Source organism: Arthrobacter rhamnosi, assembly GCF_054510855.1.
In genome coordinates this window covers 334,259-359,566 of sequence record NZ_JBTNDT010000004.1, presented here as the reverse complement: position 1 = coordinate 359,566, position 25,308 = coordinate 334,259, and the positions used below count along the sequence as shown (strand labels likewise).

At 70.0% G+C, this 25,308-nt stretch carries 24 protein-coding genes; 14 read left to right on the top strand and 10 right to left on the bottom strand.

What is annotated here, in order from left to right:
- Positions 1-164: 164 nt before the first annotated feature.
- The gene (purH, locus tag ACX80I_RS10540) at positions 165-1,769 is read right to left on the bottom strand and encodes a bifunctional phosphoribosylaminoimidazolecarboxamide formyltransferase/IMP cyclohydrolase (protein ID WP_459345064.1); all 1,605 of its coding nucleotides are present in this window, start codon (positions 1,767-1,769) and stop codon (positions 165-167) included.
- Positions 1,770-1,919: 150 nt separating this feature from the next.
- Here purH and ACX80I_RS10535 point away from each other — a divergent pair, with 150 nt between their 5' ends.
- Positions 1,920-3,272 carry an MFS transporter gene (locus ACX80I_RS10535; protein ID WP_459345063.1) on the top strand — a complete coding sequence of 451 codons (1,353 nt, stop codon included), beginning with the start codon at positions 1,920-1,922 and terminating at the stop codon, positions 3,270-3,272.
- Between the two features lie 69 nt (positions 3,273-3,341).
- Here ACX80I_RS10535 and ACX80I_RS10530 read toward each other — a convergent pair whose 3' ends face one another.
- The 3 genes from ACX80I_RS10530 to purN all read right to left on the bottom strand — a co-directional run bounded on the left by ACX80I_RS10530 (position 3,342) and on the right by purN (position 5,611).
- A complete protein-coding gene (locus tag ACX80I_RS10530; protein WP_459345062.1) occupies positions 3,342-3,938 on the bottom strand; it encodes a DUF6318 family protein in 597 nt (198 codons plus the stop codon).
- A 79-nt stretch (positions 3,939-4,017) separates the two neighbouring features.
- A complete protein-coding gene (gene corA, locus ACX80I_RS10525; RefSeq protein ID WP_459345061.1) occupies positions 4,018-5,031 on the bottom strand; it encodes a magnesium/cobalt transporter CorA in 1,014 nt (337 codons plus the stop codon).
- A 1-nt stretch (position 5,032) separates the two neighbouring features.
- Positions 5,033-5,611: a phosphoribosylglycinamide formyltransferase gene (gene purN / locus ACX80I_RS10520; RefSeq protein WP_459345060.1), complete on the bottom strand. Its 579-nt coding sequence runs from the start codon at positions 5,609-5,611 to the stop codon at positions 5,033-5,035.
- Positions 5,612-5,667: 56 nt separating this feature from the next.
- Between purN and ACX80I_RS10515 the strand changes: the two genes are divergently transcribed.
- Positions 5,668-6,123: a hypothetical protein gene (locus ACX80I_RS10515; RefSeq protein WP_459345059.1), complete on the top strand. Its 456-nt coding sequence runs from the start codon at positions 5,668-5,670 to the stop codon at positions 6,121-6,123.
- Positions 6,124-6,193: 70 nt separating this feature from the next.
- Here ACX80I_RS10515 and ACX80I_RS10510 read toward each other — a convergent pair whose 3' ends face one another.
- Both ACX80I_RS10510 and ACX80I_RS10505 read right to left on the bottom strand, forming a co-directional pair.
- Positions 6,194-7,474, bottom strand: a complete 1,281-nt coding sequence (locus tag ACX80I_RS10510; protein WP_459345058.1) for a cell division protein PerM — start codon at positions 7,472-7,474, stop codon at positions 6,194-6,196.
- 80 nt (positions 7,475-7,554) lie between these two features.
- Positions 7,555-8,307 (bottom strand): TSUP family transporter, encoded by a 753-nt coding sequence (locus ACX80I_RS10505; protein WP_459345057.1) that lies wholly within the window; start codon positions 8,305-8,307, stop codon positions 7,555-7,557.
- Between the two features lie 74 nt (positions 8,308-8,381).
- Here ACX80I_RS10505 and ACX80I_RS10500 point away from each other — a divergent pair, with 74 nt between their 5' ends.
- The 4 genes from ACX80I_RS10500 (at position 8,382) to ACX80I_RS10485 (ending at position 12,502) form a co-directional block, all read left to right on the top strand.
- The gene (locus tag ACX80I_RS10500; protein ID WP_459345056.1) at positions 8,382-9,017 is read left to right on the top strand and encodes a DUF1684 domain-containing protein; all 636 of its coding nucleotides are present in this window, start codon (positions 8,382-8,384) and stop codon (positions 9,015-9,017) included.
- 46 nt (positions 9,018-9,063) lie between these two features.
- Positions 9,064-9,813, top strand: a complete 750-nt coding sequence (locus tag ACX80I_RS10495) for a potassium channel family protein (protein WP_459345055.1) — start codon at positions 9,064-9,066, stop codon at positions 9,811-9,813.
- Positions 9,814-10,027: 214 nt separating this feature from the next.
- Positions 10,028-11,659: a stealth family protein gene (locus ACX80I_RS10490; RefSeq protein WP_459345054.1), complete on the top strand. Its 1,632-nt coding sequence runs from the start codon at positions 10,028-10,030 to the stop codon at positions 11,657-11,659.
- Between the two features lie 42 nt (positions 11,660-11,701).
- A complete protein-coding gene (locus tag ACX80I_RS10485; RefSeq protein WP_459345053.1) occupies positions 11,702-12,502 on the top strand; it encodes an MSMEG_6728 family protein in 801 nt (266 codons plus the stop codon).
- 12 nt (positions 12,503-12,514) lie between these two features.
- Here ACX80I_RS10485 and ACX80I_RS10480 read toward each other — a convergent pair whose 3' ends face one another.
- Entirely contained in the window at positions 12,515-13,453 is a 939-nt protein-coding gene (locus ACX80I_RS10480) for a phosphodiesterase (protein ID WP_459345052.1), read from the bottom strand.
- A 263-nt stretch (positions 13,454-13,716) separates the two neighbouring features.
- Here ACX80I_RS10480 and ACX80I_RS10475 point away from each other — a divergent pair, with 263 nt between their 5' ends.
- From ACX80I_RS10475 to ACX80I_RS10460, 4 genes are all read left to right on the top strand, one after another.
- Positions 13,717-14,127, top strand: a complete 411-nt coding sequence (locus ACX80I_RS10475) for a hypothetical protein (protein ID WP_459345051.1) — start codon at positions 13,717-13,719, stop codon at positions 14,125-14,127.
- 71 nt (positions 14,128-14,198) lie between these two features.
- Positions 14,199-14,954 (top strand): SOS response-associated peptidase, encoded by a 756-nt coding sequence (locus ACX80I_RS10470; protein WP_459345050.1) that lies wholly within the window; start codon positions 14,199-14,201, stop codon positions 14,952-14,954.
- Positions 14,955-15,190: 236 nt separating this feature from the next.
- Positions 15,191-15,934 carry an MBL fold metallo-hydrolase gene (locus ACX80I_RS10465; RefSeq protein ID WP_459345049.1) on the top strand — a complete coding sequence of 248 codons (744 nt, stop codon included), beginning with the start codon at positions 15,191-15,193 and terminating at the stop codon, positions 15,932-15,934.
- A gap of 52 nt (positions 15,935-15,986) precedes the next feature.
- Positions 15,987-17,243 (top strand): phospholipase D-like domain-containing protein, encoded by a 1,257-nt coding sequence (locus tag ACX80I_RS10460; protein ID WP_459345048.1) that lies wholly within the window; start codon positions 15,987-15,989, stop codon positions 17,241-17,243.
- Here the strand turns inward: ACX80I_RS10460 and ACX80I_RS10455 are convergent.
- Both ACX80I_RS10455 and ACX80I_RS10450 read right to left on the bottom strand, forming a co-directional pair.
- Positions 17,212-17,943 (bottom strand): GntR family transcriptional regulator, encoded by a 732-nt coding sequence (locus ACX80I_RS10455; RefSeq protein WP_459345047.1) that lies wholly within the window; start codon positions 17,941-17,943, stop codon positions 17,212-17,214. The genes ACX80I_RS10460 and ACX80I_RS10455 overlap by 32 nt on opposite strands.
- Positions 17,944-17,963: 20 nt before the next feature.
- A complete protein-coding gene (locus tag ACX80I_RS10450) occupies positions 17,964-19,772 on the bottom strand; it encodes a gamma-glutamyltransferase family protein (RefSeq protein WP_459345046.1) in 1,809 nt (602 codons plus the stop codon).
- A gap of 146 nt (positions 19,773-19,918) precedes the next feature.
- On the opposite strand from ACX80I_RS10450, the gene ACX80I_RS10445 reads away from it, so the two are divergent.
- Positions 19,919-20,638, top strand: coding sequence for a YoaK family protein (locus ACX80I_RS10445; protein WP_459345045.1), 720 nt, complete (start codon positions 19,919-19,921; stop codon positions 20,636-20,638).
- Positions 20,639-20,642: 4 nt separating this feature from the next.
- Positions 20,643-22,076, top strand: a complete 1,434-nt coding sequence (locus ACX80I_RS10440; protein WP_459345044.1) for a CPBP family intramembrane glutamic endopeptidase — start codon at positions 20,643-20,645, stop codon at positions 22,074-22,076.
- A 37-nt stretch (positions 22,077-22,113) separates the two neighbouring features.
- On the opposite strand, the gene ACX80I_RS10435 is transcribed toward ACX80I_RS10440, so the two are convergent.
- The gene (locus ACX80I_RS10435) at positions 22,114-22,785 is read right to left on the bottom strand and encodes a pentapeptide repeat-containing protein (RefSeq protein ID WP_459345043.1); all 672 of its coding nucleotides are present in this window, start codon (positions 22,783-22,785) and stop codon (positions 22,114-22,116) included.
- A gap of 168 nt (positions 22,786-22,953) precedes the next feature.
- Here ACX80I_RS10435 and ACX80I_RS10430 point away from each other — a divergent pair, with 168 nt between their 5' ends.
- Both ACX80I_RS10430 and glsA read left to right on the top strand, forming a co-directional pair.
- On the top strand, positions 22,954-23,418 hold the full coding sequence (locus ACX80I_RS10430) for a hypothetical protein (protein ID WP_459345042.1): 465 nt from the start codon (positions 22,954-22,956) through the stop codon (positions 23,416-23,418).
- Between the two features lie 48 nt (positions 23,419-23,466).
- Positions 23,467-25,281 (top strand): glutaminase A, encoded by a 1,815-nt coding sequence (gene glsA / locus ACX80I_RS10425; protein WP_459345041.1) that lies wholly within the window; start codon positions 23,467-23,469, stop codon positions 25,279-25,281.
- The last annotated feature ends 27 nt before the right edge of the window (positions 25,282-25,308 follow it).

Sequence of the window (25,308 nt, the reverse complement as noted above, 5' to 3'; positions counted from 1 at the left end):
TGCTCTGACGTTGTGCGGTCGGTTGGGCATCGCCCATCGGCTCTAACTTACCGATGTCCCCGGGGCTTCGCCTAACGGCGGGAGCCCCGGGACCACGGCATTGACGGGCCGACACCGGAGGGCGCCTCTCGGCGCCCTCCGGTGTCGCGGGGACCTCAGGGGCGTCAGTGGAAGAAGTGGCGGGCCCCGGTGAAGTACAGCGTCACGCCGGCCGCGTTCGCCGCGTCGATCACTTCCTGGTCGCGCACCGAACCGCCCGGCTGGACGACGGCGCGGACACCGGCGTCGACCAGGATCTGAAGCCCGTCGGCGAAGGGGAAGAAGGCATCCGACGCCGCGACGGAGCCCCGCGCGCGCTCGGTGTCGGCGAGGGTGTTGGCCCGCTCGACGGCGAGGCGGCAGGAGTCGACGCGGTTGACCTGGCCCATGCCGACGCCCACGGACGCACCGTCGCGCGCCAGCAGGATGGCGTTGGACTTCGCAGCGCGGCACGCCTTCCAGGCGAAAGTGAGGTCGGCGAGCGTGGCGTCGTCGGCCGCGTCTCCCGCCGCGAGCGTCCAGCCGGCGGGGTCGTCGCCGTCGGCGTCGAGCCTGTCGGCGACCTGCATGAGCACACCCCCGGACACCTGGCGGAATTCCACGGGGTTCCGCCCGTAGCCCTCGGGCAGGGTCAGCAGGCGGATGTTCTTCTTCTGCGAGAGGATCTCGACCGCCTCGGCCGAGAACGACGGCGCGATCACGACTTCCGTGAAGATGTCCTTCACGGTCTCGGCCATGCCCGCGGTGACCTCCCGGTTCGCGGCAATGACGCCACCGAAGGCGGATACGGAGTCGCAGGCGTGGGCCTTGGCGTGGGCATCCGCAATGGGATCCTCCGCATCGGCGGAACCGACGGCGACGCCGCACGGATTGGCGTGCTTGATGATCGCGACGGCGGGCTCGTCGAAGTCGAAGGCCGCGCGGAGGGCTGCGTCGGCGTCGACGAAGTTGTTGTAGCTCATCATTTTGCCGTGGAGCTGGTCCGCCTGGGCGATGCCCGGCGTCGCGCCCTTCTCCACGTACAGCGCCGCCTGCTGGTGGGGGTTCTCGCCGTACCGGAGCACCTCGGAGCGCTCGAGTGCGAGGCCCGCGTAGCCGGGCCAGGCGAAGGCGTCGTCGTCCGTCTCGAACTGCTCGGCAGTCCAGGACGCCACCGCGGTGTCGTAGGCGGCGGTGTGCGCGAAGGCGAGCGCAGCCAGCCGGCGTCGTGCTTTCAGGTCGAACCCGCCTTCCGCGGCAGCCGTGACCACGTCGGGGTATGCGGCGGGATCGACGACGACGGCGACCGACGGGTGGTTCTTGGCCGCGGACCGGACCATCGCGGGCCCGCCGATGTCGATCTGCTCGACGACGGCGTCGGGCTCCGCGCCCGACCGCACGGTCTCGACGAAGGGGTAGAGGTTCACGACCACGAGGTCGAAGGCCTCGATCTCGAGTTCGGCGAGCTGGTCGATGTGCTCCTGGCGCCGGCGGTCGGCGAGGATGCCTGCGTGGACCTTGGGGTGAAGGGTCTTCACGCGGCCGTCGAGGGTTTCGGAGAACCCTGTGACCTCGGAGACCTCGGTCACCGGCACGCCTGCGGCGGCGATCCGCTGCGCGGTGGAGCCCGTCGAGACGATGGAGACGCCTGCGCGGTGCAGGCCCTGCGCCAGCTCCTCCAGGCCGGTCTTGTCGAACACCGAGATGAGTGCTCGACGGATGGGGACACGGTCAAGGTGGGTGAGGCTCACGCAGATCTCCGTCAGGTCGCTTCGCTGGGGGTCACAGCAAGTCTATAGGCGTGGTGTTCGTCGTCGAAGAGATGACGAACGCGCGAACTCGGGACAGCAGCACGCTGGCGGTACAGTTCTCGCAGTACCCAGCCCCTCTCCGAAGGCATCATGAGCATCAATACCCAGCTCCCCACCGGCGACCAGGTGGTGCAGGACCTCCCCTGGCGATGGAAGGTCCAGGGAAGGATCTTCCTCATCGGCGGCCTCGGCTTCATGTTCGACGCCTGGGACGTCACCCTCAACGCCTACCTGATCCCGCTGCTGATCGGCGACTGGGGGCTGTCCGCCGGACAGGCGGGATGGATCGCGACGTCGAACCTGATCGGCATGGCCGTCGGCGCTTTTGCCTGGGGGTCCGTCGCGGACATCATCGGGCGCAAGAGGGCGTTCACACTGACCCTGCTCGTCTTCTCGCTCTTCACGGTGCTCGGAGCCTTCTCGCCCGGCATCGTCTGGTTCTGCATCTTCCGGTTCCTCGCCGGATTCGGCCTCGGCGGGTGCATCCCCGTGGACTACGCGCTCGTGGGCGAGTTCACGCCGCGCCGCCAGCGCGGCCGGGTCCTCACGGCGATGGACGCCTGGTGGCCGGTGGGCGCCTTCCTGTGCGGGGCGGTCACGACGGCGGTCGTCGCGCAGTTCGGCGACTGGCGCTACGCGATGCTCGTGATGGTGCTTCCCGCACTCCTCGTGTTCTGGGTGCGGCGCGGGGTCCCCGAGTCGCCGCTCTACCTCGTCCAGCGTGGCCGGCGGGAGGAGGCCCGGGCCGTCATCGACGACCTCGTGGCCAGGACGGACGGCGAGCAGCGCGCCTGGCGGCTGCCGGACCCGGAGGAGACGCCACGGCTGTCCCTCGGCAGCATCTCGGGACAGCTCACCGGGCTGTGGCGCTACAACTGGCGCATCACCCTGACCGCCTGGACCCTGTTCCTGACCATCCTCCTCGTGTACTACGGGGCGCTCACGTGGATGCCGCGCATCCTGATCGCCTCCGGCTATGCGCAGTCGGTCGCGTTCATCACGACGACGTTCATGACCGGCGTCGGGTTCCTCGGCGTGATCGCCGCGGCGCTCCTCGTGGAGCGCGTGGGCCGCAAGTGGCTCCTGGCCATCACGGGTCCGGGGTCCGCAGCGATCCTCGTGGTCTTCGCGCTCACGCTCGACCTGCCGGCCGTCGCCACGGCCTGGCTGTTGGGCTTCGGCTTCGTGGTGCAGGTGGCCATCCCCGTCCTGTACACCTACGTCTCGGAGCTGTACCCGACAGAACTGCGGGGCAGCGGCTTCGGCTGGGCGTCGACCATCTCGCGGATCGGTGCGGGCCTCGTGCCGCTGATCTTCGGCACCCTGCTGTGGCCCACCCTGGGACTCCCGCTCACCTTCGCCCTGACCGGCGCTCTCGTGGTCCTCGCGGTCGTCTTCATGGCCTTCAATGCACCGGAGACGCGGAGCGCCAAGCTGCACTGACCGGTACGACGACGAAGGAGGTGCCACCGCGGTGGCACCTCCTTCGTCATTCCGGGATCGTGCCGGGCATCAGGCCTCGGGCAGTTCCGCGTCCGGGGTCTCCTCGAGCGCAATGAGCTTCCAGGCCCCGTCGGCGTAACGGATCGTGGCGCTGTAGATGGTCCCCTCCGGGGAGAAGGGACGCTGCTCGCTGATCGAACCGTCCTCGGAGAACTCGGTGTACGCGTCGGGGTTGACGGGGATCAGGGCGGTGACGTTGGTGCCCTCCGCCACCTCCTCCGTGGTGAGGTAGACGTTCTCCACCTTCGGCTGGCCGCCGAGCACCCAGCCGCCGCCGTCGTACACGGCGGAGAGCCGTTCCGCCTCGGCCTGCTCGCCCGCAGCCCCGTCGAGGAGCTCGAGCATCGCGGGTGCATCACCGGTCTGGAGGACGTAGGCCTTCAGGTCGAAGTAGTAGTAGAGGAACGCGCGGGCTCCTTCGGGGCTGACCTCGCCGACGAGCTCGTTGCTCGGGGGCCGCTGGATGTTGACGGCGGCCGACGACGAACTCGCGGGCGAGGGCGCAGCGGGCGAGGGTGCGGCTGCAGGGGATTCGGAGGTGCCGGCACAGGCGGTGAGTGCCAGCAGGGCGAGAGCGGCGGTGGCCGCGACGCGGAGAGAGTTCATGGGGGTCCCAACGGTGTTCGAGAACAGAGGTGGCCGAAGCCTCCCCTACCTTACCGGTGCCCGAGGCAACGGGAGTGTCCTAGAGCCAGTCGTTGCGCTTGAAGATCCCGTAGAGGCCCAGGCCCATACCCACCATGAGGAGGAGGGCGAAGGGATACCCGAGAGTCCAGTGCAGCTCGGGCATCACGTCGAAGTTCATGCCGTAGATCGAGGCGATCAGCGTCGGTGCGAAGAGGATCGCCGCCCACGAGGAGATGCGCTTCACTTCCTCCCCCTGCGTCAGGGATGTCTCCGTCAGGCGCGTCATCTCCTCGTTCTGGCGCTGCGCCACGAGCGTGGTGTGGACGGTCAGGGCGTTCTGCAGCAGCGCGCGGAACGTGTTGATGCGTTCGACGATGCGGATCACGTGGTCCTGGACGTCGCGGAGGCTGCGGGCCAGTTCGGGGTCCATCCGGTACTTCTCCGACCCGAGCAGGAGCGCCTCCATCATGGCCTGCAGGGGCTGGGCGGCGCGCTGGAACTCCATGACCTCGCGGTGCAGCTCGTAGATCCTGCGCGACACGTCTGGCGCTCCCCCGAACAGTTCGTCCTCGATCTCGTCGATGTCGTTCTCGAGCCCCTGGACCACGGGCCCGTACTCGTCGACCACCTGGTCGAGCAGCGCGTACAGGACGGCCTGCGGCCCGGTGTGGAGCAGCGCAGGATCGGCCTCGAGCCTCCTCCGCACGATGCCGAGGTCCGGCGACTCGGCATGCCGGATCGTCACGACGAAGTCGCTTCCGATGAAGATGTGCAGTTCGCCGAACTCCACCTTCTCCTCGGCATCGAGGTAGCGCGCGGGGCGCAGCACCACGAAGAGCGTGTCACCGTAGCGTTCGAGCTTGGCGCGCTGGTGTCCGTTGGTGGCGTCCTCCACGGCGAGGGGGTGCAGCCCGAACTCCTCCTCGACGGCGGAGATCTCCTCGCGCTCGGGACGGTACAGGCCGATCCAGCCCATGCCACCGCTCTCGCGCATGATCTCGAAGGTCTGGTCGAGCGTCTCGGGGACACGCTTCTCCCCGCTGACATAGACGGCGTTCGCGACGAGGGGCATGTCAGGCAGCGCCGGTTCCGGCAGCGGCGAGCGAGCCGAGCGTCGCGATCAGGAGCCTGCGCTCCTCGACCTTGATGCGCTCGTGCAGGGTCTCCTCCGTGTCGTCCGGCAGGACGGCGACGGGGGCCTGGGCGAGGATGGGGCCGGTGTCCACGCCGGCGTCCGCGATCATGACGGTGCAGCCGGTCACCTTGACGCCGTAGGCCAGTGCGTCACGGACGCCGTGCGCGCCGGGGAAGCTGGGCAGCAGCGCGGGGTGCGTGTTCAGGTAGCGGTTCGGGAACCGGTCCAGGAAGTGCTGGTCGACGATCCGCATGAACCCGGAGGACACCACGAAGTCCGGCTCGTGCGCGGCGACAGCCCCGGTGAGGGCCCGGTTCCAGTCCGCCCGGTCGTCGTACTGCCGGAAGTCGACCTCGAAGGTCGCGATTCCCGCGTCCCGGGCCCTCTCCACCCCACCGGTTCCGGGCCGGTCGGCGCCGACGGCGGCGACGGTCACCGGGAGGCTGCCGTCGGCGACGGCGTCGATCACGGCCTGGAGGTTCGATCCGCTTCCGGAGACGAGGACTACGATGCGCATGGCTCAACCTTAGGGTCTCGCCTCGCCTAGGGTTGAACCATGCCGAGGGAGGACCGATGAAGAAGCAGGGCACCGTGCCGGACGGGTCGCGCAGTCCGGAGACCGGACGCAAGGGGCCCGATGACGTTGCGGGCGCGCGGACCGCGTCCGCAGGATTGTGGCTACGCCTGTTCCTGCTGTCGTTCTTCTGCGGAGCGCTGGCGAGCAGCCTGATGCTGCCCTGGAAGGTCCTCGGGCTCGTGCTGGCGCTGTTCGCCCTGGCCGCCGGCGTCATCGCGCTCGTCAAGGCGATCGGCGCGAAGCTGTCCCCGCTGGTGGTGCTCTCGACATCCCTGGGCCTCGCTGCCGCCCTGTTCCTCACGGCCGGCACGGGCGTCTCGGTGCTCCTGTGGCCCGTCACGCAGAACTACGAGGACTGCATGTCCCGGGCCCTGACGCTGCAGGCGCGGGACGACTGCCAGGAGGGCCTGCAGCGGCTCGAGGGATTCGGACCGGGCAGCGTCGGCCGGTAACAGCGGTAACACCCCGGCCGGTACCTCCCGCGCGGCAGTCGCCAGTGGGCGGGATCAGCGGCGGGTGGGATCAGCGGCGCCGGGGCTCCCGCTCGAGCAGCGGCCCGACGGCGTGGCCCAGGACAGCGCCCACGGCCACCTCCAGTGCGAGCCACAGACCGACCGTCAGCGGATCCGGCCCGAGGTCGGTGAAGCGCCCGAGGCCGAGCGAGGCACGCGAGATGAGGGCGACGACGACGCCGCCGAGTCCTGCGGCGATGCCGATGAGCCCCGCGAGGGCCAGGGTGGAGGCCGTCGCGGTCAGCCACCGGTGGCTGCTGCGGAGGACGAGCCACTCGTCGAAGTGGTTCTCCCCGTCCCGGAAGAACCACCACCCTGCGAGGAGGCCGGCGACGACGGGGATGGCCAGCGCGGCGTAGCCGTAGTCGAGAGTCCCGGCCGGCAGGGCTCCCAGGATGGGCAGCGCCGGCAGCGGACCCACGGTGCTGGTGAGCGGCGTCAGCGAACTGCCCGTGCCGAGGGCGAATCCCGCCCCGGTGGACCAGGCCATCGTCCAGACCGCGAGGTTGGGCAGGAGCCCGAGCTGGAACAGGGTCACCATGGAGGCACCCGCGATCCCGCCGTCGATCCGCTCGTAGATCGCCGCGATCCCCGCCCAGTTCAGCCCGATCGCGACGGCGAGCAGCACGGCCGACAGGCAGACGGCGACCATCACCGCGAGGAAGCCGGAGCGGAGGACCGACCAGGCGTAGGACCCGGCCCACCGCGAGTGCTGGCTCGTGCGGCCGACCCAGGCGGCGAAGTCGACGCCGACGAGCCTGCTCCAGGCCCCCGCCTCTCGGTAGGCGCCGGTGATCAGGCCGATGGCCGCGGAGACCGGCGGGATCAGGGCCCCGGCGGCGAGCGGAGCGGCGGCATCGGCAGTGGTCGACACGTGGGCCACGGCCGCACCGATCGCGGCATAGGCCACCATCGCGCCGAGGAACGCCTGCCACAGCTGGTCGGTGTAGGAGGCCCGGGCGAGCCGCCGTCCTGCCCGCCAGGCGAGCAGCAGCGGTACCAGGATCAGTCCGAGCGGAAGGACGTGGAGCAGGCCCGACACGGCGTCCGCCCCCGCCACGCCTGCCGGGAACCGGAGGACGAGCGGCACTCCATGCATGACGAGCCACGCCTGACCGGCCAGGCGCGCGGCGGACTCCGGCACGCGGTCCGCGAACCCGCCGGTCAGCCATACCGCGGCTACCGGGACGGCTACGAGCAGTGCCGAGATCACGGCGGACTGGCCGAGCTCGAGCACCCCCTGCAGCCACAGGGGCATGGGAAGGGCACGGGGTTTGGTGGGGAGTTTCATCCCTTCCATGGTGCCATCGGCAGCCACCGTCGGAGCCGAGCGACGCGGGCCCGGCGCCCGTCCTTGCCCCGTGGTGCCCGTCACCCGAGGATGTCGGCGAGGCCCTTGACGACGGCGAGGCCGGCCCCGATGAACGCGATCACGACGACGAAGAGCCGCGCCTGGTCGTCCCGGACGAACCGCGCGATCTTCTCACCCGTGAAGATGCCGGTCACGATGGCCCCGCCGATCGCGAGCCACATCCACGGCGCCAGGACCGGAGCCTGGGACGGGTCGAGGAGCAGCTTCGCGACCAGCGTGACCGTGCCGATGCAGACGAAGAAGGGCTGGAGCGTGGCCGCGAACGGCCGCTGCGGCCACCGCGCCAGCAGGGCGTAGGCGCTCACGGCGGGACCGCCCACGCCTGCCATCGAATTCGTGACCCCGGCTGTGAATCCCGCCACGGCCTTCGGGACGTTGCCGCGCACTACGACGTCGGACCGCTGGAGCACCAGGGAGATGGTGAGCGCCACGAGCACGACGGCACCGACGGTGACCGACAGGGGCGCCGACGGGACGGACACGGCGAGGATCGAGCCGGGAATCGACCCGAACAGGGACGGGACCACGAGCCAGCGGAACATGCTCCAGTCGATGTCCTTCCAGACGCGGCCCACGATGATGCTGGAGGAGACGACACCGCAGATGTTCACGAGGAGGACCCCTGCGTGCGGGCCGAGGATGATCACGAGGAACGGGGCGATCAGCAGGGCGAAGCCGAGGCCGGCGATGCGCTGCGCGACGGCCCCCACGAGGATGGAGGCCAGCACGATGCAGAAGATGCCCAGAGTCACCCCAGCTACAGTACGCAACCCCGCCTCCCTCCCGGCCCTGCCGCGGACGGCGGAACCGGCGGTAGCCTGAAGCCATGACGGCCCTCACCACCGCCCTCGCTACGGCAGACTGGCGCCAGCGCGTCTTCGGCCTCTACGGCGCCGTCCGCGAGCGTGCCGTGTCGGAGTCGCCCGAAGCCGCCCACGCCCTGTGGCGGACGGGCCGCGACGAGCTGTTCCGCGACCATCCGGCGTCCGCCCTCCGGATAGACGCCAGGGAATCCTTCGCGGGACTGGCGATCGCACCCTACGATCCGGCGTTCCGCTTCGAAGCGGTCCTGGACGACGGCGGAGCCGGCGAGGTGATGGACGTGGAGACCGGTACGGACGGCGTCGTGCCGTTCCGCCGCCTCGGCACCCTTCTGCTGCCCGGGCTCGGACAGCTCGCGCTGTGGAAGCTCGCCTCCTACGGGGGCGGCCTCTTCCTGCCGCTGCGGGACGGAATGGCAGGACGAGCCGGCGGCACCTACGGCGGCGGGCGCTACGTCCTGGACACCATCAAGGGCGCGCACCTCGGGGAGGGCCGCGCTGCCGGCAGCCTCGTCATCGACCTCAACTTCGCCTACAACCCGTCGTGCGCCTACGACGAGGAGTGGGCCTGCCCCCTGCCGGGCCCGGACAACCGGCTCGTGGACGACGTCCCGGTCGGTGAGCTCTACCGTGAGTACTGACCGCACAGGCACCCGGGAATGGGCACGGAACGATGAGCAGGGTCCCATGAAGCAGCACCAGTGGCAGCGCCGCACCGAGATACCACTGATCGTCGCGGCCGTCGTCTATCTCGTCGCCTACTCGGTGCAGGTGACGATGCAGCCCGAGCCCGCCCTGGGCCGCGCCCTCGAGGGCATCATCTGGGGTGTCTGGGCCCTCTTCCTCGTCGACTACCTCGTGAACCTCCTCTCCGCACCGGCCCGCGGCCGCTGGTTCGTCCGGCACCTGCACGAACTCGTCATCCTGCTGCTGCCCATGCTGCGGCCCCTGCGGCTGCTGCGGCTCCTCCCGCTGCTGCGGATCCTCAACCGCTCCGGCGGCAACGCCCTGCGGGGGCATATCGTCCTGTACGTCATCGGCGCCATGACGGTGCTCGGCTATGCGGGCGCGCTCGCGGTGCTCGACGTCGAGCAGGACGCCCCCGGCGCCACCATCCTCACCCTTCCGGATGCGCTCTGGTGGGCACTCACCACCGTCACCTCGGTCGGCTACGGCGACTACTACCCGGTGACGGGTGCAGGACGGCTCGTCGCGGCAGGACTCATGATCGGCGGCATCGGCGTGCTGAGCGCCGTGACGGCGGCGTTCGCCTCGTGGCTGGTCGAGAACGTCGCCACGGCACGCGCCGCGGAGGCGAAGACCGCGGAATCGGACGCCCGCATGCAGGACCAGCTGAAGAGCGTGAGCCTGCAGATCGACACCCTCACGCGGCAACTGGCGCACGGCTCCCACCCGGGACACCCCGGACAGGAGTAGCAGCCGGGAGGAGGGGCCCCCGTCCGGATTTCACCGGGCGTTCACCGGCCCTCCATCCGGTGGTGGCCTCGACTCCTCCCGAAGGGGCCAGGATCGAGCAGAGTGTGCGCCCGGCGCGCCGCAACCCATACCCTGTCGGTCGGGGGTCTGGACGGCACCGCTCCGAAGGGGTATCGTTCCTCTTCGCATTCCCGGCGTCCCTGCAGGCCCTATCATGGGGAATAAACCCATCCACTTTCCGGAGGCTCCGATTACAGACCTGGTTACCCAACACGACATTTATTTCGGCGCACCAGAGCCGGAAAATGAAGCCGAGATCCTTGAATCGGCCTCTCGCGCCGCGGTAGCCCGTCTCGAAGGCCGTTCCGACATCACGACCGTCAAGGGACGCTTCACGCTCATCAACTCCGACCGCACGCCGCACCAGGCGATGGTGGAGGACCTGCTGTTCATCCGCTCCGTCCTGGACACCGCAGGCATCGGGTTCCTCCTGGTCCGCGGCAACGACCAGCGTCCGGTCATCGCCGTCGACCTCGACGACCGCGAAGCCCTCCGCGCCGCGCTCGTCGAGGCGTGCCGTGACGAGCCCTTCTACTCCCGCACGGTCGACACGAAGCGCCGGACCACGCTGCTGGTCAGCGACGGAGACCTCTCCCACAGCCGCAAAGCCCGCATCTTCCGCCTGTTCCGCCCCCGCATCGAACCCGTGGGCGGCCTCGCCTACGGGCCGTCGGCCGGTGTGCAGATAGAACTCTGGGCGCTCGGCGGGACCACGATCGAACTGCCCGTGGAGAACTCCCTGACAAGGCGTGTGCTGCCGGCGGCCGAAGTGGTGCGCGGCAAGGTGGAGCGCCACGGCCTCACCTGGCCCACGATCGACAACATGTTCGCCGACCACGCCACGGACATCGACTTCGAGATCGACCTCGTCTTCTCGTGGGTGGACGGCAGCAGCCCCGAGTACCGCGCCGCCCGTGCTGCCCGCATGCAGGGCGTGGTGGTGGGCGAGGGTGATGACCACGAGGCCCGCTTCCGCCAGATCAACGAACTCAAGTACGCGCTGCGCTCGGTCTACATGTTCGCGCCGTGGATCCGCCGGATCTTCATCGCCACCGACTCCGAGCGGCCGGCGTGGCTCGCCGACCACCCCACCGTGACGCTCGTACCGTCGGAGGAGCATTTCCGGGACCCCTCCGTCCTGCCCACACACAACTCACAGGCCGTCGAAGCCCAGCTCCAGCACATCCCCGGACTGTCCGAGTACTTCCTCTACTCGAACGACGACATGTTCTTCGGGCGTCCCGTGGCACCGGACATGTTCTTCTCCCCCGGCGGGATCACCAAGTTCATCGAGGCGGACACCCGCATCGGGCTGGGTGAGAACGACGCCGAGCGGAGCGGTTTCGAGAACGCGGCGCGCGTCAACCGGCGCCTGCTGCACGCGCGCTTCGGCCGCATCACCACGCGTCACCTCGAACACACCGCGGCGCCCCTGCGGAAGAGCGTCCTGCTCGAGATGGAGGCGGAGTTCGCCGCCGATTTCGCCGCCACCGCCGCATCGCGTTTCCGCGCCAAGGACAACATCTCGGTCACCAACTCGCTGTACCACTACTACGCCCTGCTGACGGGCCGCGCGGTGACGCAGGAGATGGCGAAGGTGAAGTACGTGGACACGACCATGCGCTCCGGGCTCAAGAGCCTCAACAAGCTGCTCGACAAGCGGAACCACGACTTCTTCTGCCTGAACGACGGCAGCTTCCCCGAGGTACCGGCCGAGGAGCGGGCGCACCGGGTGACCGAATTCCTCGAGAAGTACTTCCCGGTCAAGGCCCCCTGGGAGATCTGAGCCTCCCGGGCCGGATGCGGCGGTGCGTGCAAGACTGGCCGCATGCAGACCTTCCTGCCCTACCCCGATTTCGCGGCGAGCGCCGCGGTCCTGGACCAGGCGAGGCTCGGCAAGCAGCGGGTGGAGACCCTGCAGGCTCTGCGCGCCCTGGTCATCCCCGACTACGGCTGGCGGCAGCACCCGGCGATCCGCATGTGGATGGGCTACGTCCCCGCCCTGACCGTCTACGGGCTGGCCATGGTCGCCGAATGGGTCTCCCGCGGCCATGCCGACTCGACGCACCGGCAGATCCTGGAGTTCGCCCCGCACGTCCTGGACGATCCCGCCGTGCCCATGCCGCCCTGGCTCGGGGATCCGGCATTCCACGTGAGCCACCAGTCCAACCTGATCCAGAAGGCGCCGGAGATCTACCGGAGCAGGTTCCCCGGCGTCCCCGAGGACCTGCCGTACTACTGGCCCTCCCCCGAGCAGGAGCGCATCCCCGCGGAGCCGGAGGGCCCGCGCCTGTGGGTCTGGCGGGCGGCGTCGCATCCACCGGAGGGTGACGCCACGCTGCTCATGCCGCCCGAGCCGCCCAGCGGGCGCGCGGCCCCGAAGTGGGAGCGGCAGCTCCACACGTTCGAGGAGGCCATCGAGGACGGGGACGCCGTGGCGATCGCCGATCCCGACGGCGAGCACTTCCGCACCGGGCGGGTAGGCCCGGTACTCATGCACGAGGACGGACTGCTACGGCAGGCCCGGCTGCACGGCTGGCTGCGGCGCTCCGATTTCGACCCGCCTGCGCTCCTGCAGGACCCGAGGACGCTCTTTCCCGTCGGTCTGCCCGGCTCACTGGTGTCCTGACGCCCGGTTCGCTTACCAGTGGCCTCCGGCGGACGTAAGCCGGCGGCGGGCCCCGCTTCCGTCGTCGATGGTCACGCCGTGGGCCTCGAGCCGGCGCCGGGCTTCCTCGCGTGGGACCACCTCTCCCACGGACCCGTGCCGGCCGGAGGGGACCACCGAGTGGACGATGGTCTCCTCGTACACGTGCACGAGGTTGTAGGACTGGGCGCCGTCCTGTCCGCGGGTGCCGCCCGCCTCGAACAGGAGGTCCTGCGTGTAGCAGGTGGCACTCGCCACCGAGACGGGGACGCCGGCGAACATCGCCGTCGTCGAGTAGTGGAGGTGGCCGGCGAGAATCGTCCTCACGTCGGACCCACGGATCACGTCGGCGAGCGAGCGCTGGTCACGCAGTTCCACCAGCGCGGCGAGCTCCTGAACGCTCGGGACGGGAGGGTGGTGCAGGGCGAGGATGGTCCCGTGGGGCGCCGGGACCGACAGCTCATGGGCGAGCCAGCTGAGCTGGCCGGTCGTGAACTCGCCGTGGTGGTGCCCGGGGACCGTGGAGTCCAGGGCGATGATGCGCAGCCCGTCGACGAAGTGGACGGCGTCCACCGGAGCGTCGGGACGGGCGGAGGAGGGCTGTCCGTCGAGGAGGCCCGCCCGGAAGGCGGCGCGGTCGTCGTGGTTGCCCATGGCCCAGATGACCCGGGCCCCGAGCCGGGCCGCTGCGGGATCCACGATGGCCCGCAGCTTCGCGTACGCCCCCGGCTCCCCCTTGTCCGCGAGGTCCCCGGTGAAGACCATCGCCTGCGGCCGCGCACCCGATGCCTCGAGGTCCTCGAACAGGTCCCGGAGGCGCTGCTCGCTGTCCACCGCCCCGTACAGCGGGCGGTCACCGCCGACGAGGTGCGTGTCGCTCAGGTGCAGGAGGAAGTGCTGTGGCCGGGGGTGTTCTGCTGTCCGGGGGTGCATGGGAACCTACTCCGCTCGCTGGTGGTCAGGCTCCCCCATTCCAGCAGAGGCACCTGCTGATCGCCTGAACCCGCCCCGGCAGGTCGGCGAACATCAGGGAAACTTCTGCCGGTCCGGCCCGGGGAGGGCACTTCTCCTCCGGCGTCATCCCGGCCGGGGCCGGTTGCCAAGGGCCGCCGGGGCGAGCAGGAGCGCTGGCGGGGCGGCAGCACGCGTCGTAGGCTTCCACTCGAAGCACCAACCGCGCAGCGAAAGGAAGCATCATGGCATTCCGGCCCAGTCACATCCCCCTCCGCCTCACCACGGGAGCTTTCATCCTGAACTCCGGACTCGGGAAGACCAACCTGGACGAGGGGTCCGCGGGATACATGCAGGCCATGGCGGCCAAGGCCTTCCCGCAGATCGGTCAGCTCCAGGCGCAGCAGTTCGGCAAGGCGCTGGCGGCCTCCGAGATCGCCATCGGCTCGGCACTGCTCGCCCCGTTCATCCCGAGCAAGCTGGCCGGCCTCGCCCTGCTCGCCTTCTCGACGGGGATGATGACCATGTACCTGAAGACTCCGGAACTCACACAGGAGGACGGCATCCGCCCGACGCAGGACGGCACCTCCGTGGCGAAGGACGTCTGGCTCGTGGGCGTCGCCCTGTCGCTCCTGCTCGACAGCAAGAAGAAGTAGGCCCGTCGTGGCCCTGCCGCCGGCGGCGGGGCCACGCTACTCCCTTCCGCCGGGAGACAGGAGACCTGGGTATGTGCGGACGCTTCGTCATCGCGGGGAACAAGGCCGACCTCATCGACGCGTTCGATGTCGACGAGTCGCTGGAGGACGAGATCGAACCCTCGTGGAACGTCGCACCCACGAACACCGTCCAGCTCGTCGTCGAGCGGCTCGATCCGGACACCGGGGAGCTCACGCGGCGGCTCGAACCCGCGCGCTGGGGCCTGATCCCCTCCTGGGCGAAGTCCGCAGCGGTGGGTGCGCGCATGATCAACGCCCGCAGCGAGACTGTTTTGGAGAAGCCGTCCTTCCGGGCGGCCGCGCTCAAGCGCCGTGGGCTGGTCCCGGCGGACGGGTACTACGAGTGGCGGAAGAACGACGACGGCTCCAAGACCCCCCTCTACCTGCACGACCCCGACGGCGCCGCGCTCGGGTTCGCCGGGCTGTACGAGTTCTGGCGGGATCCCGCGACGGCGTCGGAGGAGCACCCGCAGGGGTCCTGGGTGGTGAGCTGCACCATCATCACCCGCCCGGCGAGCGATGCCCTCGGTGAGATCCACGACCGCACACCGGTGATCGTGCCGCCCGTGCTGCGCGGCGACTGGCTCGACCCGCGCAACGACTCCCGCCCCGCCGTCCAGGAACTGCTCGACGCCATCCCCGATCCGCACCTCGTCCCCCGCCGCGTGGGGCCCCGTGTCGGCTCGGTACGGAACAACGGCCCGGACCTCATCGAGCCCCTCCCGGGCGACGTGACGGCCGACGGCGAGCAGCAGATGCTCCTCTAGCCGCACGTACCGCTCCGTTGCTCGTGTTCACCCATGCCCGTCGTCATCTCCGTGCCTTCCGGGAACGCTCCGGACGCGCGTCCGAAGCGGCACCGCCGTCGTGTCCTGTCCATCCGGCTCTCTAGCTAGCGACGCGCGCGGGATAAGGGAAGTTTACGGGACCGCTCTGGTGCTCCCCTTGTTGCAGCGCGCCACCGCGCCTAGGGTCGGACGCAGGTGACGACGGAAGGAGAGGCATGATCAGGACGGATATCGCCCCGGGGATCCATTACCTCGAGCATGCGCGGACCAACGTCTACCTGGTGGAGGACGACGACGGCGTCCTGCTGGTGGACACCGGCCTGCCCCGCTCGAAGGCCCTGCTGCTGCAGGCACTCTCCCGCATCGGGAGGACCGTCCAGGACATCCGCGCCGTCGTCCTGACCCACGGTCACTTCGACCACGTGGGCACGGCGGAGCACCTCCGGACGAAGTACGGGATCCCGGTGTACTGCCACCCCGACGACGCCTTCCTCGCCGCCCATCCGTACAGCTACGAGCACGAGCGTTCCCCGTTCCTGTATCCGGTGCGGTATCCGCGCGCCATCCCCGGCCTGCTGCGTATGAGCGCCGCGGGAGCCCTTGCCGTCAAAGGAGTTCCGGACACCCTCCCGCTCACTCCCGAGGCCGCCGCAGCCCTGCCCGGTTCGCCACTACTGGTCCCGACCCCCGGTCACACGAAGGGCCACTGCGCCCTGCACTTCCCCGACCGCGAGTCCGTGATCAGCGGTGACGCACTGGTGACGCTCGACCCCTATACCGGCCATCCCGGCCCGCAGGTCGTCGCGCGCGCGGCGACCGCCGACACCGCGACCGCCCTGCGCTCCCTCGAGGGGCTCCGCTCCACCGGGGCCCGGACCGTCCTGCCGGGCCACGGCTTCCCCTGGAGCGCCGGCGTGGACTCGGCTGTGGCGCAGGCTATCGAAGTCGGCGGCCATTAGGCGCCCTCCTCGTGGCGACACCCGGCGCGGCCCGGGGCGATACGCTGGGCGCATGGGCTGGCTGAGGCATTCCACGGTTATGGGCTTCGCACGGGGCACGGTCAAGCGTGCAGCGATCGCGCTCCTCTCGGCGCAGGCGGTGGTCATCGCAGGACTCGTCGGCGTCGATACGTACCAGAAGCGCCAGCGCACCAGGCGGGACGGCTTCCCCCAGCCGGGGACCTTCAGGACGACGATCGCCGACACGGACACCACGGTCTACACCTACGGGGAGGACCTCTACGACGCCATGATCGCGGCCATCGACAGGGCCGAACACCAGGTCCTGCTCGAGACCTACATCTGGAAGGGCGACGACGTCGGCACCCGGTTCCGGGACGCGGTGAACCGTGCCGCGGAGCGTGGCGTGAAGGTCTTCGTCATCTACGACGGGTTCGCCAACCTCGTGGTCAACCCCTTCTTCTACAGATTCCACCCGCTCGTCAACACCTACCGCTTCCCGGTGGTCCGTCCGTCGATCGTCTTCACGAACATCCGCGGTACGGGCTTCGACCACCGCAAGGTGCTCGTGGTGGATGACGAGGTCGGGTTCGTGGGCGGATACAACATCGGCTCGGACTACGCGACGAAATGGCGCGACACCCACCTCGAGATCCGCGGGCCGTCGGTCTGGGAGCTCCGGGAGGCGTTCGTCAGTTTCTGGAACTTCCGCGCCATGCCGCGCCGGCCCGAACTCCCCGACCTCAGCGCCTCCTTCTGGGAGCCGCGCATCCGTGCGGTGAACAACATCCCGGCCAACCTCGTGTTCCCGATCCGCGGCGTCTACCTCGATGCGATCAACCGCGCCGAGCGGCACATCTTCATCACGATGGCGTACTTCATCCCCGACCGGCAGATCCTCGAAGCCCTGCTGCGAGCGAGCCGCCGGGGCGTCGACGTGCGCGTGATCCTGCCCGAGGACTCGAACCACGTGGTCTCGGACTGGCTGTCCCGCGGCTTCTACTCGGCGATGATCGGCGCCGGGGTCCAGATCCTGCTGTACCAGAACTCGATGATCCACGCGAAGACGGCGACGATCGACGGCGAGTGGAGCACCATCGGTACCGCCAATATCGACCGCCTCAGCCTCACCGGGAACTACGAGATCAACCTGGAGATCTTCGACCGCGCACTTGCGGCGACCATGGAGGAGATCTTCGCGGTGGACTCCTCCAACTGCCGGCTGCTGAGCCGCGAGGAATGGGAGAGCCGGCACGTCGTGGCCCGGGTCAGCGAATTCATCCTCGCTCCGCTGCGCCCGTTCCTGTAGTCCCGGACCCCGTCCGGCCCGGCGCGGAGAACCGCTCCAGGTATCCGTGCTGGGAGGATTCCACGTGCCCGGCCATGAGCCGCTCCGCCTCGGCCTCGTTCCCTGCGTCGATCGCCGCGAGAATTCCCCGGTGCTCGCTCCAGGACTGCTTCCCGCGGTTGTCGACGTCGGCTGCGTAGAGCCACTCGATCTTGCCCGAGATCTGCCGGAGGAGCGCGGCAAGCGATGCGCTGCCGCTCAGTTCGGCGACCCCCAGGTGGAAGCGGATGTTCAGTTCGGGCAGGTCCGCGAGGGCGTCGTCGGCCACGGCCCGGTCGCCGTCGTCGAGGATCTCCGCGAGCGCGCGCCTCGCGGGGAACCATCCGGTGCTCGGCGCATCGGCCACGAACTGCGCTGCCGCCCGACGTGCGGCGCGGCGTGCGATGGTCGCTTCGATGACGCGCCGGACGGCGAACAGGTCCTCGGCGTCGTCGAGCGGGATCTCCGCCACCGTGGAACCGGCGTAGGGTCTCGATTCGACGAAGCCCTCCGCCTCCAGCGCCCGCAGTGCCTCCCGCACGGGTACGCGTGACACGCCGTACTTGGCGGCCAGCGCGGCCTCCGTGACCCGGGCGCCCGGGTGCAGGACGCCGAAGATGATGTCGTGGCGGATGGCGTCGAGGACGCGCTGGGGCGCTGCGGCGTCCTGCTCAGGCCGCATCCGCAGCGCCCGTCCGGTGGTCAGCGTCCTGCGGCATAGCCCTGTGCTCCCCTGGGGTTGGCGGCGGCGGACAGCACGCCGGTCTCGGGGTCCCTGGTGACACAGGACAGCCGGCCGAGGGCCCAGTCCCCCGCCCGTGTGATGACGTGGCCCCGGCGCTCCAGGTCGGCGATCACGTCCTCGCCCAGCCGGTCCTCGACGACGGCACCGCCCGGTTCCCAGATGCGCGGCCAGAAGGAGCCGGGGATGGACGTGGTGTGGAGGGACGGTGCGTCGATGGCCTGCTGCGGCGTGTACCGTCCGACGATGGTGCGGAGGATGTAGAGCAACTGCCACTGGTCCTGCTGGTCGCCACCGGGTGATCCGAGGGCGACGACGGGCTTGCCGTCCCGCAGGATGAGCGTCGGGGTGAGCGTGGTACGGGGCCGCTTGCCCGGCTGCAGGGTGGACGGCGCCCCGTCCTCCAGCCAGGTCATCTGCAGCCGGGAGCCGAGGCAGAACCCGAGTTCGGGAATGGCGGGTGAGGACTGCAGCCAGCCTCCGCTCGGCGTCGCGGAGACCATGTTGCCCTGCGAGTCGACGACATCGATGTGGCACGTGTCGCCGCGCGTCTCCCCGCTGCGCGAGACGGTCGGTTCGCCCACTCCGGCGAACCCGCTGCCGCCGGCGAGGGCGGGCGGGGTGTAGTCGACCCGGAGCGGAGGAGTGAAGGGGTCGACGCCAGGGACCCTCCCGGGCCTGAACTCGAGCGACGCCTCATCCCCGATGAGGGCACGCCGCTCGGCGGCGTACTCCTGGGAGAGCAGGTGGTCCAGCGGGACGTCGGCGTCCCCGTAGTAGGTTTCCCGGTCGGCGATGGCCAGCTTCTGCGCCTCGAGGATGGTGTGCGCGCCGATCCCGGTGGATGGGTCGAGGCGCTCGTCGTCGAACCCGTCGAGGATGGCGAGGGTCTGCAGCAGCGCCGGGCCCTGACCCCAGGGCCCGGTCTTGGCGATGGTGTACCCGCGGAACTCGAGGGTCGTCGCCTCCTCGTACCCGGCTTCGAAGCCGGCGAAGTCCTCGACGGTGAGGACGCCCGCGTGGTCCAGCCCGGAGGAGTGCCGGTGGGGCCTCCGGACGAACTCGGCGGCCGCCTGGGCGACGAGCCCTGTGCGCCACTCGAGACGGGCGGCGTCGATGCGCTCGGCTCGCGTGGCGCCGTCGGCCGCCGCGCCGACCAGGGACCCGAGGACGCGGGCGTATGCCTCGTTCCGGACGACCTCGCCCTCGCGTGGCGGCCTGCCCTCGGGCATCCAGAGGGCCGCCGACGTGGGCCAGTGCTCGGTGAAGAGGTCCGCCACGGCGGCGATGGTCGCTCCGACGCGGCCGAGGACGGGGTGGCCGTCGCGGGCATAGCCGATCGCGAAGGCCAGGACATCCCCGAGCTCCCACGTCCCGTGGTCGCGCAGGAGGACCAGCCAGGCGTCGACGGCAGCAGGGACCGCCGCGGCGAGCGCACCTGCGCCCGGGACGAGCTCGAGCCCCTCGGCAAGGTAGTGCTCGCGGGTCGCGGCGGCCGGTGCCGGGCCCTGACCCATGAGTACGACGGGCCTGCCGGGCTCCTCGGCGGTGGCGAAGACACCGGTCATGTCGCCTCCCGGTCCGTTGAGGTGCGGTTCGACCACATGCAGGACGAACGCCCCGGCGACGGCGGCGTCGAACGCGTTGCCGCCGCGTTCCAGCACGGCCTGCGCCGATGCCGTGGCCAGCCAGTGCGTCGATGCGCTCATGCCGAAGGTGCCCTGCAGGGTAGGTCGCGTGGTGAAGGAGGAAGGGGAGGTGTACGTCATCGGCTGCCTTTCGACGGGAGCGCCCGGGGCGATCGTGCGCAGCGGCAGGGGCGTTCTCAGGGGCCGGTGCGGATTGAATACAATCAACGCTACGACGATAGGCGTCGTATACATTCGCGGCAAGACTGCAGACGAGGGACATCATCGTGAAGAAGCGCGTGGCGACGGACCGGCTCCATCTCTGGCTCATGCTCGGCCTGACGTTCTCGACCGGCGTCATCGACGCCGTCGGCTACCTCGGCCTCGACCGCGTGTTCACGGGCAACATGACGGGCAACGTCGTCCTCCTCGGCATGGCCTTCACGGGTGGCACCGGCCTGCCCGTCCTCCGGCCCGCGCTCGCGCTCGCCTTCTTCATGGTCGGCGCGGCGCTCGCCGGCCGCGTCCTGCGGAAGGGGCCGGAGGGGTGGTCGGCCCGCACCTCGAGCACGCTCCTCACGGTGACCCTCGGACTGACCGCCCTCGCGGTGTACGTCGCGCTCGTCGACGTGCAGGCCGAGGAGGTGCTCGGCAGCATCACCACATCGGTGCTCGCAACCATGATGGGCATCCAGGCTGCGACGGCCAAACGACTGAAGGTCGCCGAGATCACCACCGTCGTGGTGACCTCCACCATCACGGGCCTCGCCTCGGACTCCCGGCTCGCCGGCGGGAAGAGTCCCTTCTGGGCGCGCCGTTTCTCCGCCATCGCGCTCATCATGGCCGGGGCCGTCGTCGGCGCCCTCACGCTGAAGGTGGACCTCTGGCTCGGCGTGGCCGTCTCCGCACTGCTCTCCGCCGTCGTCACCCTCCTGGGCCACCTCCGCCACCGTCGGGACCGCGGGGAAGCCGTCGCAGGAAGCGCCAAGGAATCCGCACTACGGTAGAAGCATGGAACAGGTCGACCAGCAGTTCGAATTCCACCGTCTGGCCCGCTCGTGGCCGCAGTACCGGTGGTGGAAGCCGCTCCTCACGGCGCTGCTCGGAATCGCCTTCTACGTGGTCTTCACGGTGATCCTGCTGATCGCGGGAGCGGTCGCCGCACTCAGCACGTCGGCGGACGTCTCGCAGTACCTCGACGCAGCGGCGGCGATCGACCTGAGCGACCCGGCGATCTTCGCCTTCACCCTGGTCTCCCTGATCCTCATGATCCCGGCCCTCGCGCTCGCCGTGCTGGTCACCGGACCGCGGCCCCTCGGCCTGCTCTCGTCCGTCGCCGGCCGCATCCGCTGGCGCTGGCTGGGCCTGTGCGCCGCCGCGGCCCTGGCCGTGTTCCTGGTGAGCCTGGGCATCTCCACCGTTCTCGGCTTCCTCTTCCCGGAGGAGGCCGCCGCAGCGCCCGTGCAGCAGGACACGTCCACCCTGGTCGTCCTGCTGGCCCTCTCCCTCCTGGCCGTCCCGTTCCAGGCCGCGGCCGAGGAGTACGTGTTCCGCGGCTTCCTGATGCAGGCCGTCGGCGGCTGGCTCCGCCACCCCGCCTTCGCGATCCTGCTGCCCGTGCCGCTGTTCGTCCTCGGCCACCTCTACGATCCGCTCGGCCAGGCCGACGTCGCGATCTTCGCCGTCGTCGCCGGCTGGATCACCTGGCGCACCGGCGGCCTGGAAGCGGCCATCGCGGTGCATGCGATCAACAACATGACCATCTTCGTGCTCGGCGCCTTCGGCCTGGTCGACGTCAACTCCACCGAGGGATCCGTGAGCGGGCTCCTCGTGTCCGTGGCGACCCTGGCGGTGACCGCCGGTGTCATCGTCCGCCTCGCGAACCGCCGCGGCATCGACCGGACCCGCACGGTCGTTCCGCAGGCCCCGCTCGAGCACGCCTACCTCTCGTACGCCCTTCCGGCAGCGGGCGGGAGCGCGCCGTACGGGTACCAGGTACCGCCGGTTCGCAACCCCTGGGCACAGGAACTGCACCCGGAACAGCCGGGCGGCTACGATCCGGCGCAGTACGACCGCGCGCAGTACGCGCAGCAGCCTGCCGGCGTCGGGCCCTTTCCGGCCCCGACTGCCCCCATGGCCCGGCCCACTACCCCGCCCGCTGCCGCGCCGCGGATGACCCGCCCGTCGCAGGCGATGCCGGACGCCGTCGCCGGCCCGCCGGTCCCCTCGCCCCATGCGCGGGCCGCACCCGTGTCCTCCGATGGGCGCGTGCCATCGGGAGCCCCCGCGCCCCTCGAATCGCAGCGCCCGGCGGCGGGGTCGCATCCGGCCTTCCGGGACGACGGCGCAGAGCGCCACCCCACGGGCCCTGCACATCCTCCGGGACCAGGGCATCCCTCCGGGACGTCGCACCCCACCGGCCCGGGGTACCCCGCAGCGGGATGACCCGCAGCACCGGCGCACAACAGCACCTTTCCGCCTGTCAGCCCTCGACGCGCAGGCCCATGCTGTCGGCGAGGAAAGGAGCCAGCAGCTGCAGCTGGTACTCGTCGATCGTGGCGCCACGCAGGCCGTCGAGGCCGCTGATACCCCGGAAGCTGCTGGTGCGGAGGTCGGCGTCCTTCAGCTGGGCGCCGTCGAGCGTGAGTGTGCCGATCGTGCAGTCCTGCAGGGCCAGCCGGGTTGCCCGCACGCCCGTGAGGTCCAGCTCTCCGATGATGCACCCGCTCACGAGCACATCCGTCAGCTGCGCGCTGCGGAAATTCACATAGTCGAGCTTGCCTCCGTCGAGATGCACACCGTCGAGCCGGCTGTCGTAGAGCTCCGCCGAACCCCACCGCGTGCTCCGCAGCGACGTCTCACGCCAGCTGCTCCGCGGAGCGCGGAAGACCGGGGCGAAGAGGTCGTCGACGGCGCATTCGATGAACCGCGCGCCGCGCAGCTCGGTGTCGTTGAGTGACACTCCCTGCAGGATGCATTCCTGCAGCGTGATCCCGGCGAGCTCCTCACCGTCGAAGGATGCGCGTTCATACAGCTCCCCTTCCCGGTGGTCGCCGTCGAGCAGGTGGGGCTCCTCGACCCGGGTGACGTCCCGCGGTGCCCGCAGGGAGAGTCGCGGGGCGATCGTGGCGCTCGCCCGTGCATTCCTGGCCATGGTCCCTCCGTCGTGACATCACGTCGTCCATCCGTCATCGGTGCGACTGCACCGGCTCGCCAGTCTAGTTGCGCCGTCCGGTGCGGCCGGCGCCGCGGCGCTGCTGCGCTGGGCGCGAACAGGCGTGGCCCGTGCTTTACTGGCATTCGTTCTTCCAGGGGGAAACAGATGGGCAGCGACCGCATGCAGAACACGCACGACCCGCGCTACGACGGGATCTACCAGCGCGGGAATCCTGCGGAGGCCGCGTCCAAAGCGGTGTCTCCCGCGCCGCACGCGCCGGCACTGCCCCGGCCGACAGAAGACACCGCTGCCCCCTCGGTGATCCGCGAGGTCGGATCCGAGGCACCCGGGCAGCCAAGGCTCATCCCGCCCCGCAATCCCTTCGACGTCTGGGCCTGGGTCGTCGCGGCCGTGCTCGTGGCCCTCGGGGTGTACTTCCTCTCGGCCCCGATGATCCACGAGCAGCAGTACATGGAGCAGCTCACCCTGGGGCAGATGGGCACGCCGTACAGCAACCCCTGGTTCAACTACACCGTCACGGCCGCCCCTCCCCTGATCTTCCTCGGCGTCGCGACCGCCGTCGTCCAGCTCTTCGTGCTCTCCATCCGCCACACGCTGCGTACCCGCTGACGGCCGGTGCCGGGGAGGCAGTGCTGCCGTCCCCGTAGGGTGGACAGCATGGAATCGCCGATCGAAAGTTACCTCAGGACCATCCACCGGGAGATCTCCGATCTGCGGGACGGGAAGCCCTACAGCACCATTCCGGCGATGGCGAACGTCGACCCCGACAACTTCGGCATCTGCCTGACCACCGTCGACGGGTACATGTACGAGATCGGTGACACCCGGGAGGAGTTCACCATCCAGTCGATCTCCAAGCCGTTCACCTATGGGCTGGCACTGTCGGACCTGGGGATGGAGGCGGTCGATGCGAAGGTCGACGTGGAGCCCTCGGGCGACTCCTTCAACGAGATCTCGCTGGCACCGGGCAGCGGACGCCCCTCGAACGCGATGATCAACGCCGGCGCCCTGACGGCGACCTCGCTCGTCCAGTCCCGGGGCGGCAACACGCGCTTCCGGCGCATCGTGAACACCTACTCGCAGTTCGCGGGCCGGCAGCTGGGCGTCAACCAGGAGATCTTCCGCTCCGAACTCGAGCACGGCCACCGCAACCGTGCCCTGGCCTACCTGCTGCGGTCCTTCGACATCATCGAGGACGATCCCACGCCCGTCATCGAGGACTACTTCCGGCAGTGCTCCGTGATGGTGAACTGCATCGACCTCTCCGTCATGGCGGCGACGCTCGCCAACGCCGGGCGGAACCCGCTGACGGGTGTCGAGGCGATGGACCTGTTGGCCGTCGAGAGGGTCCTGTCCGTGATGACCACCTGCGGCATGTACGACGACGCCGGATCGTGGATCAGCACCGTGGGAATGCCGGCCAAGAGCGGAGTGGGCGGCGGCACCATCGCCGTCCTGCCTGGCCAGGTGGGCCTCGCCGTGTACTCGCCACCGCTGGACGAGCACGGCAGCAGCGTGCGGGGCATGGCCACGAGCCAGCGGCTGTCCCGTGACATGGAACTGCACTTCGTGCGTGCGGCGCGGGCCGGGCGGTCCGCCATCCGGGCCACCTACGACATCACGGCCGCACCCTCGGGCATCCGACGGACCGACGAGGCGATGGAGGTCCTCCGCGACCAGGGGCACCGCGCCATGGTGATCGAACTCAACGGGGACCTCCTGTTCGCCGGCACCGAGTCGATGGTCCGCGCACTCAGCAGCCTGGACGACGGCGTCGACTTCGTCATCCTCGACCTGCGCCGGGTGGACGAGGTGGCCGACGTCTCCCTCCGCCTGCTGGGCCAGTGCCGTGAGAACCTGGCGAAGGTGGACCGCGAGCTGGTCCTGATCGACGGCGAGGGCACCCTGGCGGAGACCTTCCGGGACGTCGATCGCCCCGTGCCCACTTTGGATACGCGCACCGCCGCCGTCGAATGGTGCGAGAACGAACTCATCACGCGGTACGGCGGGGACCTCATCCTCCCGTCGGAGGTGGAGGTGGCACAGTGCCCTGCGCTGAGTCCCCTCAGCGACGAGGACGTCGAGGCGCTCACGCACCGGATGGAGGACCGCACCTACGAGAAGGGCCACGTGGTCCGCCGGGTCGGGCAGTCCTTCGGGGGCGTCTTCTTCATCCTCTCGGGCAAGATCGTGACCTCCGTCCCCGGGCCCTCCGGCGAGCGCCTCAAGCTCACCACCCTGAGTGCCGGGATGACCTTCGGTGAACTGGCGCTGGGCAGCGACAACCGGCAGGAGACCACGGTGAAGGCGCTGGAGACCGTGCACGTGAAGGTGCTGACCGCACAGGCCATCCGGACCGTCGAGAAGGAGGACCCGCGGCTCGCCGTCGAACTCTGGAAAGCCCTGACCCGTGATGCCTACACGCGCGTGGACCTGTACCTGCGGGAGACCGCGGTGCGGATCCGCGACTAGAGCGGACGGCTCCGACCCCGTACGCGA